Raw genomic sequence first — 17817 nt, forward strand, 5'->3', positions numbered from 1 at the left:
GTGGACTTCCTGAAGACCCATGTCCGCGCAAGCGCGCAGGCACTACTGATCATCTGTCGTCGACTCGGCACCCGACCAGAAGGGCGGACCACCGTCGAGTTGCAACGTGACCTACAGCCGGAACTGCTGGTGCGGCAGAGCAGTCCCAAAGAAAGCGCATTGCTGCCCTCGTTGAAGGTGGGGGAGCACCTGGGGATGGTGACTGCGAGCGGGGGCTCGCCTGAAGTGTGGTCGCTTGGTCCGAACGTCGACACCGGGCTATTGGTCGACTCGCCGGAACGAACCAACGCCTTTTATGCGGCCGTATTGCGAGCCATCGGGTCCACTGCGATCGCGGACCTGGAGTCCGGGACGAAGCCCTCGGACGTGGCGATGGGGCTCGCGTGGTGGTGTGCCCTCGATCCGTACGAGCGGCTCCCCACCGCTTGGGCCGAGGCCGAAGCGGTAGTGAAGGCCGCGCAGATGGAGTCCGCGATCGGCAACAGCTCCCAGTGGCCGCAGTTCACCCGGTGGGCTAGGACGCTCGGCCTCGTGACAACGACGGAGTTTAGCCGGAAGCCACAGTTGGCCCCCGATTGCACTCGCGCGTTGCGCCATGCGTTGCCTGCTCTGCCTCGCCATGCGGAGGCGAACCAGTGGCTCCACCAGGCACAAGAGCTAGTACCGGTACTGAGCCCACGGTTGGCTGCCAGACTTCCGCAGCCCCCTGACACGGCTTATGTCGGTGGTTCTCTCGCGCTCGCGCTGAACAAACTTGCACACATCAAGAAGATCGAGTTGTTGGCTACTGCGGACGCCACATCCAGTGTGGTCGTGCGGTTGGGTGAGCGGGACCGCGTCGTCAGTCACATCCGGGTCCTGGAGGCAACATGACCACGCTCAAGGGATTCCGCTGCTGGACGGCGGAATCGGTCCGCAGCACTGTCTACTCCGACATCGGCGCGCTGCCCAGCGATGCCGACGCCCTGTTCCTCGCCGCGCACACTCCGATGGTCCTGTCCCACCTGAGTGGAGTGGAGATCGCTGAGGGCGACGGCTCCGAGCGGGACGTGCTGCGGGCGCTACGGGCTGGGTTGGGCGACGCGAATCGCAACACCCTTATCGCGGTGACCGGCGAGTCCGGAGCAGGCAAGAGCCATGTCGTGCGCTGGGTACATGCTCATTGGCCTGCGGACCTGGCCAACTGCCACGTCTTGTACGTGCCCCGCGCTGTACAGACCATTCGCGACCTTCTCCGTAGCATCGTCGATGGGCTGCCCACCGCCGGCGGCAGCGAGCTCTTGGCCCGGGTGGAGAACGCGGTTGCCGGAACTAGCCCGGAGCAGTTGCGCGACCGACTGCTGGAGGAAACGCGGTTTGCTCTCACCTGGACACTCGAAACAGAACAAGGCCATCCGAACGAGACGAACGACGAGCGTAACGTCCGCATCGAACGCAACATGTTGCTGGGTGAGCCAGATGCCAACGGCAAACGCAGACATGGACTGGCCGATCTGCTGCAGGTGACCAAGGTCAACGAAACGCTCCTGCAGCCCGGCGGAACCCTTGACGTCATCGTCAACTCGTTGCTGGACAAGGTATCCCGACGCGACACAGTTGAGTTCCAGCGCAGCGACCTCCCGCTGGGCAAGCCTGGCGTCCGCAGCGCGGTCGCCAAGTTCGATGAACTGGCCGAACTGTGGGACATTGTCTCCCACGAGCCGCAGCAAGCGCTGGAAGTGCTCAACCAGGCCGTCCAACGTGGTTTGTCCGCGGCCATTGGGCTGCGTGCGCCCGATGGCGAGAACCTCGACGACCTGTTCCGCGAGGCCCGCCAAACCCTGCGCAGGCAGGGCAGGGAGTTGGTCCTGTTGTTTGAGGACCTCGCTCAGTTCGGCCTTATCGGCGGTGAGTTGTACGACCAGCTCGCCACCCAGCCAGACGAGGACATGGCGCCGTTGAGGGCCGTCTTCGCTGTCACGGACGGCCCGTTCAAGAAGATCGTCCGTACGGTCGGCACCCGGATCACCCACCAGTTCGCGGTCTCCGAGGACGCCCTGCCACAGCGCGAGGCATTCATCGCGCGCTACCTCAACCTGGTGCGGTTGGGCAATGACCGAGTCGACGCGTTGTGGCGCCGTGCCGATCGGGACGACGACACCTGGCTGCCCAACGCCTGCGACAGTGGTCCGGACGGCGCACCATGCCCGATGCGATCGCGCTGCCACGCCGGCTTCGGCGCCGTGGAGATCGACGGCCTGGGCCAGGTCGGTCTTTATCCGTACAACGAGGCGGCGCTGAAACGGGCACTGGAGCGACCTACTACTCCGGACAAACCCAGGACGCCGCGCAGCGACATCAACGAGTGCGTTTCCGATACCCTTATTGAGGCGTACGCGCACCTGGGGCGGGGAACCTTCCCGCATGAGCGGGCCTTCACACGGTTCGACCACCAGCACAAGCTGCCGAAGTCGGCGTTGCTCAACGGTAGGACCGGGGAGGAAGGCGATCGGTATTTCCGAGCCGCGGTATTGTGGGGTGCCGAGCAACACCCGAATTCCGTGGTGCTGGAGGCATTTGGCCTAGCGGACAAGTCCGGTTCGGATCCGGTTGAACAGGCGCGGCCTGTTGTCGTTGCGAAGCCAGTTTCACGGACCCAAGCCGGCGCGGTCCCAACGAACTCGCCACCGCAAAAGCCATCGCTGCCGAGCCCACTCCAATCGCTGTTCCAGTGGGAGACTGGATCGCAACTGTCGGAACGGGACGTCAAGATGTATCGTCCCATTCTGTACACACTGGTTCTTATGCGGCTTGACCTGGAGCGTGATCTCGTTCACCGCCGGTCGAGCGGCCTCATTGACGACCTGTTCGGCAACTACTTCAAGCAGACGTCATTCTACTTCGGTCCTGACGCCTATGGTCAGCGGGCAGGCGAGGGCAGCATCACCTTCACCCTCGAACGCTGTTCCGAGGACGTCAACGTCCTTGCTGCCGCCAAGTGGTATGTCGACCATGGGCACTGGGATCGGTACAGCGGAAACTGGGATTGGCCAAGGGGCCTCGAGCCACACGACCTCATGCTCAGCCTGGAGACCCGGCTCGACGACTGGGCCGAGCAGGTTCGCGCTGGATTTCTCGCCAAGGTGCGGGTGAAGGAGTTGGCACGGGCCGCCGTCGGAGTTCGGGCCATCGCGTTGATGTGTTGTGGGGAGGATCCACGGAATCTCACCACGCTAAGGGATGCGCTCGCCGAGGCGGTGACATTGGATATCGCCGATGGCTGGGAAGACGCGGCCGTGGCCGCCCGGGCGCTGTTGGACCACCACGTGCTCACCGACATCGTCGCCGGGTTCGCCAGCGCGCGCCAGGGCACAGGCGAGCCTCAGTTGCTCGACTTCGTCACGCTCGAGACGGACCTGCACGATGCCGTTACGACTCCGACGGCGTTCCTCGAGTCGGTAGCGGAGGACATGCAGGCAATCGCGCCGCAGTTGGCCAAAGATGCAAAGGGCTTGCTTACCGCCATTCAACAGTCTGGGGCCGAATTCATGGAATCGGTCATCGAAGCGCAGGCTACGTTGGCCGACACACTCGAGGGTGCTAAGCCTCGGGCAGTGGTGGCACCTGCGGAGGAATTGGCTAGGCAAGCAGTGAAAAGCGGGTTCTTCCGGCCCGCCGACGGAAAGAACGCGTTCTTGTCCGCCCTTGAGGTCCTCCGCAGCACTCCGGACCGCCTCCCCTTGACCTGGCGTCCGTCGGCCGGGGTCGACTTCCTCGACAGCGCCGTCCGCGTCCAGTCTTGGGCGGGTGCGACGATCCGCGCCGCCGTAGCGATGAGAGTGGTCCGCGACGCCGTGGCGCGGACCGAGGAAGAGTGCCGGCGGAACACGCCTGAATCCAGCGACGTGGAAGAACTGGAACAGCGCGTGCGAACGGAGCTGGACAACCTGAGCCAGTCGTTGCAGGCACTGAGTAATGAGGCGGGTGCTGTCGATGTCTAGCCAGTTGCCTGAGTGGCTCACCCGTGCGGCGCAGATGGTGAACCGAGCGAGCAACGAGAAAGCCATGCAGGACCGGATGAACGATCTGCAGCAGGTGGATGTCGATCTGACCAGGTTGACCCGCAGGGTGACCAAGTTGGTTGCTGCCGCCGAGGTCGGCCGGAGCGAGTGGTGGCCAGGCACGAACCTGCCAGATGACGTCTTCGACCTAGTGGCGGCCGTGCGCAAGTCGTTTGAGCAGCGTCCGTGGCGGAAGGCGGAGAAGGAACTGGACAAGTTGGTCGGGAGGCTCGAGGCCGAGGTGAAGTCGGCGTGGGGAGCGTTTGTCGGTCGATTGGCGGGAAGCAGCGCGAACTTGAGCGGCCTCGTCCACGTGACGAGGGCGGCTCTCGGGCTCGCCGAGATCGCGGCGGAGGTGGAGAGCGCGCTGACCGCCCTGTCCAGGGTGCAAACGGCGCTGCCAGACGAGAAAGCGATGGAGATCGTGGCCACCGCGGCCGCGGCCCTCGAACGGCTGGCGACCAGGCTGCCCGACGAGGTCCACGTGTTCCTGGACGCCGCGACCCGGAGCGAGGGGGTCGAACTGTCCGCGCTGACCCCAGCGGTAGTGTCCTGGCTCACGGCGAACGGGGTCGCCGGGGAGTTCCGCATTGTCGCGGGCCGGCAGTCCGCAAGTAGGGGGCGAGGACAGAACCGTGGTTGACGAACAGCTCCGACGTGATCTGGACGCGTTGTCGCGGCTGGAACTACGCGAGGCCGAGTTGCTCGCCTGGGGGGCAGTCGGGGCAGAGTGGACAGCCAAGGAGATCCAACAGCTACTCGACGAGACTGAGGCCGACCCAGACGTGCTGGCACGTCTGGAGGAGAAGGCTTTGGTGGTGCGCACGCCGAACCAGGGCTACCGCACTCGCAGTGCTGAGACGGTGCGGTTGATGGCGACGTTACGCCAAGCGTTCCGTCACGAACGGGTCACCGAAGGCAAGCCCCTCGTGCTCGATCACCGCTTCCTGCACCGGCCACGCCGGCGCCCGAAGCGGGACCTGCCTGCGGACAAGGCGCTCGCTGGCGCCCGCCAGTACCTCGATGAAGCGGGCGAGGCGGTCGCGCGGGCCATCGCGCCACCTCACATCTCCGGGTTCCAGCAGCGCAGCGCCGAGAACGTGTTGAAGGCCTTGTGCGGGAACGGCCCGGCCGGGGTGATCGTGACGGCCGGAACGGGTAGTGGGAAGACGCTGGCTTTCTACCTCCCGCTGCTGGCGTGGCTCGCCGATCGGGCAACCAAACAGCGCGCACCCGGCACGCTCGCCCTGGCTCTGTACCCACGCAATGAACTGCTCAAGGACCAACTGCGCGCTCTGCTGCGGCACCTGGAGACCGCGGCGCACGCGGGCGCGGGGCCGACGCTCAGCGTGGCGACATGGTTCGGCCCGACGCCCGCGGACGCGCGCAGTGTCAAGTTCGTGTGGCAGCGCAAGGGAAAGGACTACATCTGCCCGTACCTGCGTTGCCTCCAATGCAACAGCGATCTCGTCTGGCGCAACTCGGACATCTCGGCCAGGCCTGCCCGCGAAGGCCTGGAGTGCACAAACGATGATTGCGGCGCCCGCGTTGACGGGAGTGTGCTTAGGCTGACCCGCGACAGCGCGCAGCGGAATCCCGCGCACGTCATGTTGACCACCACGGAGTCGCTCAACCGGCAACTGTCGGCACCGGGCAACCTCGTGGCATTCGGTGTGGTGCCGCCTCCGGGGACGGCGGGCGTTGCACCGCTCGCTGCGGTGTTGCTGGACGAGGTGCACACCTACGAGGGGCCGAGCGGCGCGCAGAACGCCATCCTGTTCCGGAGGCTCAAGCACCGTTTGCGCCGCGACCCCGTCTGGGTCGGGCTCTCCGCGACTCTGCGTGCCCCCGAGTCGTTCCTGGCCCGATTGGTCAACCTGGCGCCGTCTACCGTGCAGGCGGTGCACCCGCAGCCGAGCGAGATGGAAGTCACCGGCGCCGAGTACCTGGTCGCCCTGCGGCACAACCCGCATTCCCGGACAGGGCCGCTGTCCCTGAGCATCCAGTCGGCCATGGTGCTGGCCCGATGCCTGGACAATCCGGTTCGCGACCCCATGAATCCGGCCCTGTCGTCCGAGGGTGTCTTCGGCAGCAAGGTGTTCGTGTTCACCGACAAGTTGGACAGCACGAACCGGCTGTACTGGGACCTGTGCGACGCGGAAGGGCATGGCATCCCGTCGAGGCAGCCCACTTCCCTGGCACACCTGAGGTCAGCTGAACAGAGCAGGATGAAGGCAGACCTCCGAGAACCGGAGGATGCGCGCGACGAGACAGGTCAGCGTTGGTGGCTCCCCGACATCCTCGGCCATGAGCTCGAGGCCGACCGGTCACTGATGATCGGCCGGACCAGTTCGCAGGACCGAGGGGTGGCCACCTTGGCGCAGGTCGTGGTGGCCACGGCGACCTTGGAGGTCGGTTTCGACGACGACCAGGTCGGCGCGGTGATCCAGCACAAGGCTCCGCACGACGCCGCGCAGTTCCTGCAGCGCAAGGGGCGCGCCGGCCGAAGCGTGCAGACCCGGCCGTGGACCGTCGTTGTGTTGAGCGACTGGGGCCGTGACCGGCAGGCGTGGGACGCATATGACGCCATGTTCGACCCCGAGTTGCCGCCGCGCACGATCCCGGTGGAGAACCTCTACGTCCTGCGCATCCAGGCGGTGTACGCGCTGCTGGACTGGCTCGCGATGGAGTTGCGGTACAAGGAGCGGGAGTCGACCTGGACCGACCTATCAGGTTCCGCGGCCCAACTGTTCCCGAACAACGCCTCCGCACAGGCGGCAACCGAGAAGCGCCAGTTGCGACTGCAGGCCGAACTGCGCCAGCTACTGGAGAGCGGCACTAAGCGGAGCATGCTGCGCAGGCACCTGCAGCACGCCCTCGGACTCGGCCACGACGACCTGGCTGAGTCCATCGTGGACACTTTGTTGTGGGAATCGCCTCGCCCTCTACTGGTCGCGGTCATCCCGACGATGCTGCGCAGGCTCGAGGACAACTGGCAAGGCGAACCGGTCGGCATGGACAACGGTCTGCAAACCCGGACCCCGCTGCGCGATTTCGTTCCAGGCAACCTGTTCGACGACCTGTTGGTGCCGGATGTGGAGTTCACCGTGCCGGGACAGCGCGGGAAGAACGAGACCGAGCACTTGCCGGCGCTCCGCGCGTTGCGCGAGTTCTGCCCGGGGAACGTGAGCAGGCATTTCGGGGTCCACGCCGACAACAAGCGGCACTGGATCCCGCTGCCGACTCTGGCCCCCGGCGAACCACGGCGTCGGGTGGATGTGACCACGGCATACCAGGCTAGGTTCGTCGACCGCGTCGACACGGGTGACACCCCGGTCGATGTCTACTCGCCCGTGAGCGCGACACTCGAAGCAGTCGACCGCGACGTGAAGGACGCGTCGTCGATGACCCCGGACTGGGAGTTCCACGTCAGCAGACTCGGCTCGGGCAATGGGATCCGACTCGGTCGAGGTGCGGAGCGGCTGCTCGCGGAGATGACTGCCCACCTGCACGTTCAGGGTGGCGGCGTGCGCGCGATCCGGTTCGCGCGCACCGCGCACGGTACCCTGTGGAATCCCACTGCCGAGCCGGTTCAGCTCGAGTTCGGTATCGGCGGTGCCGAGTGGGTACCCGCCGCGATCGGTGTCGACCTGCACTGTGACGCGCTGGAGGCAGTGGTCAAGGTCCCCGTCGAACCCGGCGAGCCCACACCCACGGAGCGGACGACTAGGCTCCGGTACGCCGTACTCGTCGAGGCGGACCTGCCGAAGACTATGACGGTCTTCCACCGCGAGTCGCTGGTGAAGATCCTTGTGGCTGCGGTCCTCCACTCCCACGCTGGCGGGCCTGGTCTGCGTGAGAGCGAAGACTGGTCAATCGCGTTGATCTCGGCCGCTGCAACCCTGGGTATCGTCGGGAAGGCGCAAGACGACGCAACGGGTGCGGCGACCTGGCGGGAGTGGCTCACCGACCACGATGTCGTCGCGGCAGTGCGCGAGGCAGCTGCTGAGGTGCTCGCCGTCGACCGATCGCCTGAGTGGGTTGCCTGGTGGCGTCGCACTTACACGGTGACCGCAGCCCACTTGGTTCTGGACGCGCTGGCGGCCTGCTGCCCGGGCATCGATCCCGACGAAGTAGCAATTGACCTAGATCCTGAGCACGACGACCGGTTCTGGCTTTCGGAGCGCTCGCCGGGTGGCACTGGTCAGATCGAGGCATTCCAACGTGCACTGGCGCAGGACCCGAACGCGTTCAGCCGTGCACTTGAGGACACGATGCTGCCCAGTTCCGTGGAAATCGTCGACGAGCAACTGTCCGCGTTGTTGCGCGCACCGTCACCGGAGGTGTCCGCCAGCCTCGACGCACTGCGCCGAGCTTGGCGCAACGGGCACGAGGCGGTGAGCGATGCCGTGCTGGAGGTTGAGCGGGTCGCCCGAGAGAACGACATCGTGCTCGATGGCCCCGCACGCTCCACGTTGAGCACCCGGGTCGCAGGTCCCGGCGCGCACCCGGACCTGGTCTCCCGGCTCAAGTCTTGGTTGGAGTTGCGCGACCAGATCACCGATTCGGCCCAACTTGCGGTCGACCCGCAGACCTTCGGGGTGCTCGTTGCCGCAGACAAGAGCATCGACGCATTACTGCACCTCGGCGCGGAAACTGAGGAGGCCAGGCGGGCCAGGGCGGTGAGCAACGTGCTGTGGCCGTGGGGCACGGCACCCGGCTCGCCGTCGTCGCTGTACGGGACTGTGCCGGAGATCGCGCCGCACTTGATCCGCGAGCATGTCCGGCTCGCTCCAGACGTCGTCGAACTGTCCACTTGGGATGAGCAGACTCGCGTTTCGGTACACGCGTTGCTGGTAGACCTGGGCGAGGTGGTGTTGGCGGTGCGGCAGTCGGAGCGAGACCTGCTCCGATCGGTGCTGCTTGACTTGCAGACTCGGCCGATCGAGGTGGGCGCCCTGCTGGTGCACCCGGTGACCGTCGGGCTGCGCGAGAATACCCACTCTGTCGAGGTCCGCGTACTGCTGCGGGAGGCGCTGTGAACCGGGTCGTCCGGAAGTCGCGGGTGCAGAGTTCAGTTGAGGTCTTCGACCTGCTGATCGCCCTGTTCACCGCCGAGTTGGTGCGGCCGAGCAAGTGCCTGTGGCTGGTATCGCCGTGGATCAGCAATGTGGACCTGATTGACAACTCGGCAGGCACCTACCCGGTGCTGTCGCGGTTTGGGCGCCGCCCGATCCGGCTCGCCGAGATCGTGATTACGCTCGCCGCACGAGGCACCCACGTGGTCGTCGGCACCACGACCGACAAGCACAACGAGGCGTTCGAGTACCAGGTACGGACGCTGGCTGAAGACCTCGATGTCGCGCACAGAGTGACGATTGACAACGCCCCGCCCCGGACCAGGCACGCGAAGGCGGTGACCGGAGACGACTATGCGCTGGCCGGGAGCATGAACATCACCTTCAACGGCATCCACATCCTGGAAGAGGATGTGGAGCTGAAGACCGACCCGGCCTACGTCGCGCAAGCCAGGATGGACGCGTACAGCCGGTTCGGAGGGTTGCTGTGATCAACGCGGACGAGTTGCGCCAGTGCGCGGGCGATCTCAGCGTGTACAGGGCCTTCCAGGACAGCTTCGAGGTGTTGATCGAAGAGCAGCTCCGAAAACTCACCGGGACGCCCGGTGAGTGGGTCGTCATCCCGCTGCATGAGCGCGAGCCCAAGGGTTTCTACCTGGTGTCGGCCGACCTCGAGGGACAGCGCCGCGGCCGGGAGGTGCTCGATGCGTTTCTCGGACCGACGACGGCGGCGTTGGCGAGCACCCGGCTGGGCAAGCTGCAATTGATCGACGGACAACTTATGGCCGCTGGGGCAAGACACCTGACGTACGTTCGCCGGGTCGCCGAACAACAGAAGTTGGTGGATCGGGTCCGGACCGCAGTGTCGACCGTAACGTCGAATGACGCACGGCCGCGCCCTACCCTGGTTCCCCACCTGCACCGGCTTCGAGATTTCCGCCTCGCCTTGCTGCAGCACAACGCAGCGGAGGCGAGCGCTGCGCTGGCGGATCTCCGGCTCAGCGGGCAGTTGAGCGCGGAGAACTTGCGGTTCCTCACGGTCGAATTGCACGGGCGCCTCGGCCGCTGGTCGGAGCTGCGGCAGTTGCCCTACTTCCGCGACCTGCTCAAGGCCCGCAGGCCGCGTGCGATCAACGAGCTCCTGCTGGAGATGATCTGGCAGGTCGACATCGCTGCGCTAGGCGCTGACCGGTCGCTGACAGAGATCGCCGCCGAGGCTGACCTGATCTCGCAGTTCGGCACGGTGATCGGCGCAGTGGATGTGCCCGGTAGCGCGCTCGGCCGCAAGGTCGCGGTGATCGCCGCTGCCACGGCGGGCGACGAGCGGCGACTCGCCCGGATCCTTGAGGCGACAACTCTTGACGAACGCCAGGATCTCGATCGGTTGCTGGCACGGCACGAGGTCACGCCGCCCAGTGTGAGTCTGGACGCGAACCTGCACGAACTGCTTGCTGGTGGCCAGTTCAGCAACGTCATCCACGCGTATCTCGAGAACCCAGAACCGGGTACCTCTATCGCGGCGGTGCACGCTGTCTTGGATAGCAACGACACTGAGCATGCGGCGGCGGTTCTTACGGAGATTGAGCGTTTCCGGGCAGCAGGTCGATTGCCCGCGTTGACGCGTCGCACCAAGCAGGATCTCGATAGCTTGCGAGGGCTCATCGAGTCCACTTGTTCGGATTGGGGTGCGTGGCTGCGTCGAGTGGCGGTCGGTCCCTGGCCGGATGCCGAGCGCATCCTGCGGGCCAGCCACCATGACTGGCCTGAGCTAACGACGCTTACTGCTGCCGAGGCCGAACGGGCTGCGGAAGATCTGCTCGAGGCAGCCACGGTCACCAATCAGGAACGAGTCGTCGCTGCGCTTGACCTACTTTGTCTGGCGGCGGCACGCGCGGCGGCCAGTCCGCATCTGGCGCAGTTCTGTGAACTGGTGCTCGATGTGCTCGCGAGTCAGCAGAACGTGAGCGGACCGGTCCGTCATGCCTACCTGGACTTGCTCGGCAACATCCTGGAGAGCGGTCCGTCCCCCGAGCGCTACGCGAATGCAGTGCTAGGCGCGGGCAAGTTGTGGGCGAAGATCGCTGCCCCCAGCGTGGTTGACTGGGCTATAGATCTGGTTGACCTGCTGATGGATACCTCGGTGCCGGAACGCGGAGCGTTGATCAGCGTCGTCAGCGCCGTGCTTGGACAGATCCGGGACTTCCCCGCGGAACGGCTGAGCCTGCGGCAGCGAACCGAGATCGACCACTTGGCTGAGCACGCGGGCCTACCCACGACGTCGGCTCCCGTACCGACCAGCGGAGCCGACACCGTTTGGTCAAATCTCGCCGAACGCGAGATCGGCATCTACACCCTTCAAACTGGGGCTGTCGGTCACTTCCGCGAGCGACTGCAGCGGATGCAGGTTCCCAAGACAGTGACAGTGACCGGCAACAGCGACAAGGTAGCGACCCCAACGTTGCGAGCACTGGTCGCCCGCGCGGACTACATGATCGTGGATACCTGGCACGCCGCCCATGCCGCAACCGATGCGATCGACGAGGTGTTGCCGCGCGATCAGCAACTGCTCCCACAGGGCCGTGGTGTGTCTGGATATATCCGGGTATTGGAGGATGCGCTGTCGCGGCAGGTCATGAGCTCTCGGGGGTATCCAGAGACTTCTTGATCATCGTTAGAGTGAGTGGTTGCCACGCTGGCTGGCTGCGCTCGACGGTCTCTCGCGGCGTGTATCCCTCGGTAAGTGTGTTAGAGAGCCGATTCCTGAGTATGCGGACCGTCCACTGTGGTCAGGGTGGTGGGTGCGTTTGCGGTTCGCCGCGTCGGCAGTTCACGGTCACGCCTATCCCTCGGTGCCACTCGCGCTGGCCGCGGTCCGCGCCGGTCATGAGGCCGTTTTCGCCGTGGGGAAGCAATTCGAGCCGCAGTTGCGCTCGGCTGGCCTGGACGTGGTGGCCAACGCAATGGATCTGACCGAGGCCATGGCTGGCGCTGCGGTGGCAGACATCCCGGCCGACGAACGAGAATCGCACGTCGGACGTCCGCTGGAAGCGGTGATGGCCCAGCGGCGGGCCGACGACCTGGCTGCCCCGCTCTCGGCTGCTCACTGCCGGGCTCTCGGCCGTCCCTGCCATCGGCGTCGCGCGGGCGGCCGCTGGTGTACCTGAATGTTGGGACTGCCTTCGTCACGATCGAAATGCTGTGGCGATGCGTGGACGGCCTGGTGAAGCTGTCGGTCGACGCGCTCGGCTCGACCGGGCCTGCGTGCCGGCCGCGGCACTAGGCGCGGTGCCGGACAGGGTGCGGGTGGAGTCCTGGGGCACGTCGCTGGAGACCGCTGCCTCGGGTCGACCTGGTCATGCACCACGGCGGCAGCGGGCAGCATGCTGGGCGTGCCACGGCCGCTCCTGCCCGCAGGGGACGGAGCAGTTCACCACGGCCGAGGCCGTGCTGGCTGTCGGCGTGGGCTATCGCTGTTACTGGGGGACCTGATCAGCCGGGCCGTCGCCGACGAGATCGAAGTCATCCACGGACCATGTTGTCGAGAAACTGGCCAGCTTCCGGTCGCCGGTTTGAGCCAACCGTTTGGCTGAATCCCCGCCAAAGTCGCTACCGCAGGGCTTTTTGGCAATGTGAGGGTCGCCGCGTTGGTGGACCCCCGGCGTGGCCACTGCCGTCGGCAAGCCGGACTGACCAGCGGTTCCGTCCTGGCGGCCGGTCGCCGGATTCGTCGTAAAGGACAGGCCGAACGGGGGGTATGCAGAACTATGCATATGTGACGGAATAGGCGGGCATGGAAATTCGAAAAAGGGCCTTCGTGGACCTCGTTCCAGCATTGCCGCACTTACCCTGCAAGTGAGGACATCGCTATGATCAGTAAGCTCATCTTTCGGTACGGGTTGATAGCCGCGGCCGTCTCGGCCATGGCGTTCGTGGGTCCGGCCACCCAGACGGGTGTCGTGTTCGAAGGCCAGGCGACCTCGGCCGCGCTGCCGCTGGCCAACCCGCAGGCGGACGCCTCCCTGGGCCACCCGACCTCGGTCATCGACGTCCAGCCCGGCCAGCGCGACACCGCCGCCGAACCGGCCGCGGGCATCCTGGCCTGGCCCGCGCCGACCCGGCGCAGCTTCCACCTCACCAGCTCCTGTCAGCCCTACGCCGCGACGATCAGGCGGGGCGCGGCCGCGTGGAGCGGGCTGACCGAGGGCGCGGGCACGCCGGTGGAGTGCACCAACAGCTACATCACCAACTGCGGTGGCGGCTCCAGGGTCGTCGGCTGCAACTGGGGCCAGGGACAGCGGATCGCGCTGTTCATGCGCGGAGTCGGCGACGGCGCCCTGCTCGCCGCGCACGAGTTCGGCCACAACTGGTACGGGCACTCGTCCTACCGGTGCGCGGGCTGGGGCAGCCCGCAGGAGGTCATGGCACCCTCCATCTGCAACTAGCGCACCAGAGGACCGCATCGGTGTGGCGGTTCGTCGCCACACCGATGCGAGTCCTCACCACCGCACGAGCACCTTCTCCACGCCGCCGGTGAGGTCGCCGGTCACCAGGGGCAGGTCGTCCACGCCGGTGACCAGGTCCAGGGCCGGGAAGCGGCGGAACAGGGCGGGGAAGACGATCCGGAGCTGGATGCGGGCCAGGTTGAGGCCGAGGCAGACGTGCCTGCCGCCGCCGAAGGCCAGGTGCGGGTTGGGTTTGCGGTCGGGGCGGAACTCCTCGGGGTCGGCGAACACCGTCTCGTCCCGGTTGGCGGAGTCGTTGCAGACCAGCACCAGGTCGCCGCGGCTGATGGTGACGCCGCCGATCTCCACGTCCTCTCGGGCGTAGCGGACCAGGCCGAGCCCGTGCGGCGCGGACAGGCGCAGGACCTCCTCCACCGTGGACTGGACCTGGCCCTCGGGGTCGGCGGCGAAGGCCGCCCGCCGGGACGGCTCGGACAGCAGGTACAGCAGGCCGAAGTCGATGCGGGTCGCGGTGGTCTCGTGGCCGGCGAACAGCAGCGCGATGACCAGCTGGGCCACCACCTCGTCGGTGATGGTGGCATCGCCGGCCTGCGCGGCGACCAGGTCGGAGATGACGTCGGGACCCGGGTCCGCGCGTTTCGCGGCGGCCAGGCCGAAGGTGTACTCGACGAACTCGCCGAACGCGGCCTGGCTGGCCGCCCCGTCGTCGATGAGGCCGAGGTTCCTGGACAGGCGGCTGAAGTGGTCCTGGTCCGCGGCGGGCACCCCGAGCAGTTCGCTGATCGCCAGTGCGGGCAACGGAAACGACACCAGCTCGTGCAGGTCGGCCGGTGCGCCAGCGGCCGCCAGGTCGTCGAGGCACTGCTCGGTCAGCTGGTGGATCCGGTCGGTCAGCCTGCGCATCCGGGGCGCGGCGAAGGCGGGGGTCAGCACCGTGCGCAGGCGGGCGTGCTCGGCCTGCTCGGTCTCGTAGTCGCCGCTGGCCCCGCCACCCATCGCCGACTGCGACAACCGCGCCGCCTGCTCGGGATCGGGGTGCGAGCGGCCGAACCGCGGATCGGTGAACGCCTGCTTCACCGCCTCGTAGCCGAGCACCAGCCAGGCCGGATCACCTGCCGGGGTGGTCACCCGCACTACTGGCGCTTCCCGGCGCAGCGCCTGGTACTGCGGCGGCAGCGCCAACGGGCTGGGCCGGTCGAGCGGTAGTTGGAGTCCGGACACGCGCTTCCTCCCCAGGTCGTGGGCATGCCAGAGCCATAGTGGCCAAAACTGGAGAAGTTACAAGCTTTCGCGATTCGCGGGATTCTGTTAATGAGCGGGGCTGCGGAGGCGATCCGTCGTGCCCCGGTACACCACCGCCAGGTTGCCCGCGCTGTCGCAGCCGACCTCGGCGTCGACCTCGAACACCTCGGCAAGCCGTTGCGCGGTCAGCACTTCCGACGGTGGACCGGCCGCGATGAGCCTGCCCTGGTGCAGCAGCACGAGCTGGTCGCAGAAGCGGGCGGCCAGGGACAGGTCGTGCAGGGCGGTCAGCACGGTCTGCTCGGTGCTGGCGAGCAGGGCCAGCAGGTCCAGCTGGTGGCGGATGTCGAGGTGGTTGGTCGGTTCGTCGAGCAGGATCGCCCAGGGTTGCTGGGCCAGGGCGCGGGCGATGTGGGCGCGCTGGCGTTCGCCGCCGGAGAGGGTCTTCCAGTGCCGGTCCCGGAAGTCGGTGAGGTCCAGCCGGTCCAGCGCGGCCTCGACGATCGCGTCATCGGTGGCGCTGGCCGCCCGCCAGCCGGGGCGGAACGGGGTGCGGCCCAGGGCGACCACGTCGGCCACGCGCAGGTCGCTCTCGGTCTCGGTGGCCTGTTCGACGAAGGCGATGTGCTGGGCGATCTTGCGCACGCGCCAGCCGGAGATGTCCCGCTCGTCGTAGCGCACCGTGCCCTGCGTGGGCGCGCGCAGACCGGCCAGGCAGCGCAGCAGCGAGGACTTGCCGGAGCCGTTGGGACCGATCAGGCCCACCGTCTGTCCTGAGTGGACGGTGAAGGTGATGTCGTCGACGATGGTGCGGCCGGGCACCGACCAGGTGACCGCCTCGGCGCTGATCCTCACAGCTCACCCCGCCTGCGCAGCACCAGCAGGAACAGCGGCACGCCGACCAGCGCGGTGAACACCCCGACCGGCACCTCGCGCGGGGCGAAGGCGACCCTTGCCAGCGCGTCGGTCCAGACCAGGAACACCGCACCGGCCACCGCGGTGAACGGCAGCAGCACCCGGTGCAGCGGGCCGACCAGGAAGCGCACGCCGTGCGGCACGATCAGGCCGACGAAGCCGATCGCGCCGACCGAGGCCACCGCCACCGAGGTCAGCAGCGCGGTGGCGACCAGCAGCACCAGCCGGGTGGTGCGCACGTCCACGCCCACCGAGGCGGCGGTGTCCGAGCCGAAGGCGAACCCGTCCAGAGCGCCCGCGCACAACCAGATCACCACCAGGCCCACCGCGCCCGCGATCGCGCACACCAGCACCGCGTCCCAGCGGGCCGAGGCCATCGAGCCCAGCAGCCAGTAGGTGATCGCCCTGGTGGTGTCCGGATCCGCGGAGGCCATCAGGATCAACGAGGTCACCGCGGCGAAGAGCTGACCGACGATCACGCCGGTGAGCACGATCCGCGCGGTGTGCATCCCGCTGCGCCGCAACAACAGCATCATCAGCCCGAAGGACAGCAGCGCGCCGGCCAGCGCGCCGCCGGTCACCCCGAGCGCGCCCGCGCCGGCCCCGATGACCACCACCGCGACCGCGCCCGCCGAGGCGCCGTTGGACACGCCCAGCAGGTACGGATCGGCCAGCGCGTTGCGGGTCACGCCCTGCAACGCGGCCCCGCAGACCGCCAGCAGGGCCCCGACCAGCGCGGCCAGCAGCACCCTGGGGACGCGCAGCTCCCAGATCACCGAGTCCAGCAGCCTGGGGAGCGGGGTCACCGGCAGGCCGAGCCGGACGCCGAGGGTGCGGCCGATCTCGGCGAAGCCCACGCCGCTGACCCCGATCCGGACCGCGAGCCCCATCGAGACCACCAGGACCGCCAGGCCGATGAGGAACACCGCGGCGGTGGACCACCCGGCGCGCCCGCGTGGCCGTTTCGCCTGCGGCGGCTCGGTGTGCGAGCGGGCGCCGGGGTGCAGCAGGTCAGCCGAGGACACCGAGCGCCTTCATCCCCTCGGTCACCAGGCGCAGCGTGTTGGCGCTGCGCACGGTGGGGTCCAGCTCGATGCCGGGCACCTGGATGATCCGGTTCTGCTTCACCGCGCTCAGCTGGGAGACCACCGGGTGCTCGCGCATCATCTTGAGCTTCTCCGCGGCGCTGTCGCCGGGAGAGTCGCGGTCGGAGAGGTCGCCGACCACGATCACGGTGGGGTCGCGCCGGGCGATCTCCTCCCACGGCACCTCCGGCCACGCCTGGTCGATGTCGTCAAAAGCGTTGGGCGCGCTCAGGATCCGGCTCATGTCGCTGGGCATTCCGGTGCGGCCCGCGACATACGGCAGGCCCTTGAACACCGAGTACAGGTAGACCACGGTCGGCTTGGTGGCGCGCCCGGCGCCCGCGGCCTCGGCCTGCTTGACCACCTCGCGCTGCTGGGCGATCAGCTCGGCGGCTCGGTCGGGCACGCCGAAGACCTTGCCGTAGTTCTCGTAGTCGCGGAACAGCCGCTCGAACGGGGTGACCCCCGGCAGGTCCTTCGGGCAGTCGACCGCGCTGACGTAGGAGGGCAGGCCCAATGTCCGCAGCTCCTCGCGGGTGCCCACCTTGTCCTTGGTGAAGTTGGCCGCGAAGGAGCTCACCGCCAGGTCCGGGTTGGCCGCGCGGAGCTGTTCGCCGGTGAGCGCCTTGGGGTTGAGCACCGGGATCTTGTCGTAGGCCGCCTGGTACTCGGGCCGGACCTTGGTCACCCGGTAGGCGGTGCCCGCCATCCGCTCACCGAGGCCCAGCGCCAGCAGCGTCTCGGTGGAGGACTGCTCCAGCGTCACCACGCGCTCCGGCGGCCGGTCGAAGCGGAGCTCCTGGCCGCAGCTGGACACGGTGACGGCGTGCTGGCCGGGCGCGGCGCTGTCCGCGGGCGTCGCGCACGCGGTCGCCAAGGCCACCGCGGCGAGTGCGCAGCCCATCCGGGCGTGGTGCGGCAAGCGGGCCTCCTGTTGGGTGTGCTGCGAGCTGCTTGCAACCGCAAGGGAGTTGCGATAGACACCCTAGGGCAC

12 protein-coding genes are annotated in these 17817 nt (G+C 67.4%); 8 read left to right on the forward strand and 4 right to left on the reverse strand.

The genetic code is table 11. The features are described 5' to 3' along the window. The 8 genes from dpdG (at position 1) to N8J89_RS19980 (ending at position 13560) form a co-directional block, all read left to right on the forward strand. Complete coding sequence (gene dpdG, locus N8J89_RS19945) at positions 1–873, forward strand: protein DpdG (protein WP_283665886.1); 873 nt, start codon at positions 1–3, stop codon at positions 871–873. Continuing rightward, the gene (locus N8J89_RS19950; protein ID WP_283665887.1) at positions 870–3980 is read left to right on the forward strand and encodes an ATP-binding protein; all 3111 of its coding nucleotides are present in this window, start codon (positions 870–872) and stop codon (positions 3978–3980) included. The genes dpdG and N8J89_RS19950 overlap by 4 nt, the downstream gene beginning before the upstream one ends. Continuing rightward, positions 3955–4683, forward strand: a complete 729-nt coding sequence (locus N8J89_RS19955) for a hypothetical protein (protein ID WP_283665888.1) — start codon at positions 3955–3957, stop codon at positions 4681–4683. Before N8J89_RS19950 ends, N8J89_RS19955 begins: the two co-directional genes overlap by 26 nt. After that, the gene (dpdJ, locus tag N8J89_RS19960; protein ID WP_283665889.1) at positions 4676–9082 is read left to right on the forward strand and encodes a protein DpdJ; all 4407 of its coding nucleotides are present in this window, start codon (positions 4676–4678) and stop codon (positions 9080–9082) included. The genes N8J89_RS19955 and dpdJ overlap by 8 nt, the downstream gene beginning before the upstream one ends. Continuing rightward, positions 9079–9609, forward strand: a complete 531-nt coding sequence (dpdK, locus tag N8J89_RS19965; RefSeq protein ID WP_283665890.1) for a phospholipase D-like domain-containing protein DpdK — start codon at positions 9079–9081, stop codon at positions 9607–9609. Before dpdJ ends, dpdK begins: the two co-directional genes overlap by 4 nt. Next, a complete protein-coding gene (gene dpdD, locus N8J89_RS19970; RefSeq protein ID WP_283665891.1) occupies positions 9606–11783 on the forward strand; it encodes a protein DpdD in 2178 nt (725 codons plus the stop codon). The genes dpdK and dpdD overlap by 4 nt, the downstream gene beginning before the upstream one ends. 133 nt (positions 11784–11916) lie before the next feature. Beyond that, complete coding sequence (locus tag N8J89_RS19975) at positions 11917–12282, forward strand: hypothetical protein (RefSeq protein WP_283665892.1); 366 nt, start codon at positions 11917–11919, stop codon at positions 12280–12282. Positions 12283–12984: 702 nt separating this feature from the next. Continuing rightward, positions 12985–13560, forward strand: a complete 576-nt coding sequence (locus N8J89_RS19980) for a hypothetical protein (protein ID WP_283665893.1) — start codon at positions 12985–12987, stop codon at positions 13558–13560. A 54-nt stretch (positions 13561–13614) separates the two neighbouring features. On the opposite strand, the gene N8J89_RS19985 is transcribed toward N8J89_RS19980, so the two are convergent. From N8J89_RS19985 to N8J89_RS20000, 4 genes are all read right to left on the reverse strand, one after another. Then, positions 13615–14802, reverse strand: coding sequence for a cytochrome P450 (locus tag N8J89_RS19985; RefSeq protein ID WP_283665894.1), 1188 nt, complete (start codon positions 14800–14802; stop codon positions 13615–13617). 87 nt (positions 14803–14889) lie between these two features. Then, the gene (locus N8J89_RS19990) at positions 14890–15678 is read right to left on the reverse strand and encodes an ABC transporter ATP-binding protein (RefSeq protein ID WP_283665895.1); all 789 of its coding nucleotides are present in this window, start codon (positions 15676–15678) and stop codon (positions 14890–14892) included. After that, on the reverse strand, positions 15675–16763 hold the full coding sequence (locus tag N8J89_RS19995) for a FecCD family ABC transporter permease (RefSeq protein WP_283665896.1): 1089 nt from the start codon (positions 16761–16763) through the stop codon (positions 15675–15677). Before N8J89_RS19995 ends, N8J89_RS19990 begins: the two co-directional genes overlap by 4 nt. Beyond that, a complete protein-coding gene (locus tag N8J89_RS20000) occupies positions 16750–17745 on the reverse strand; it encodes an ABC transporter substrate-binding protein (RefSeq protein ID WP_283665897.1) in 996 nt (331 codons plus the stop codon). Before N8J89_RS20000 ends, N8J89_RS19995 begins: the two co-directional genes overlap by 14 nt. Positions 17746–17817: the final 72 nt, after the last annotated feature.

It is taken from the genome of Crossiella sp. CA-258035 (genome assembly GCF_030064675.1).
GTDB lineage: Bacteria > Actinomycetota > Actinomycetes > Mycobacteriales > Pseudonocardiaceae > Crossiella.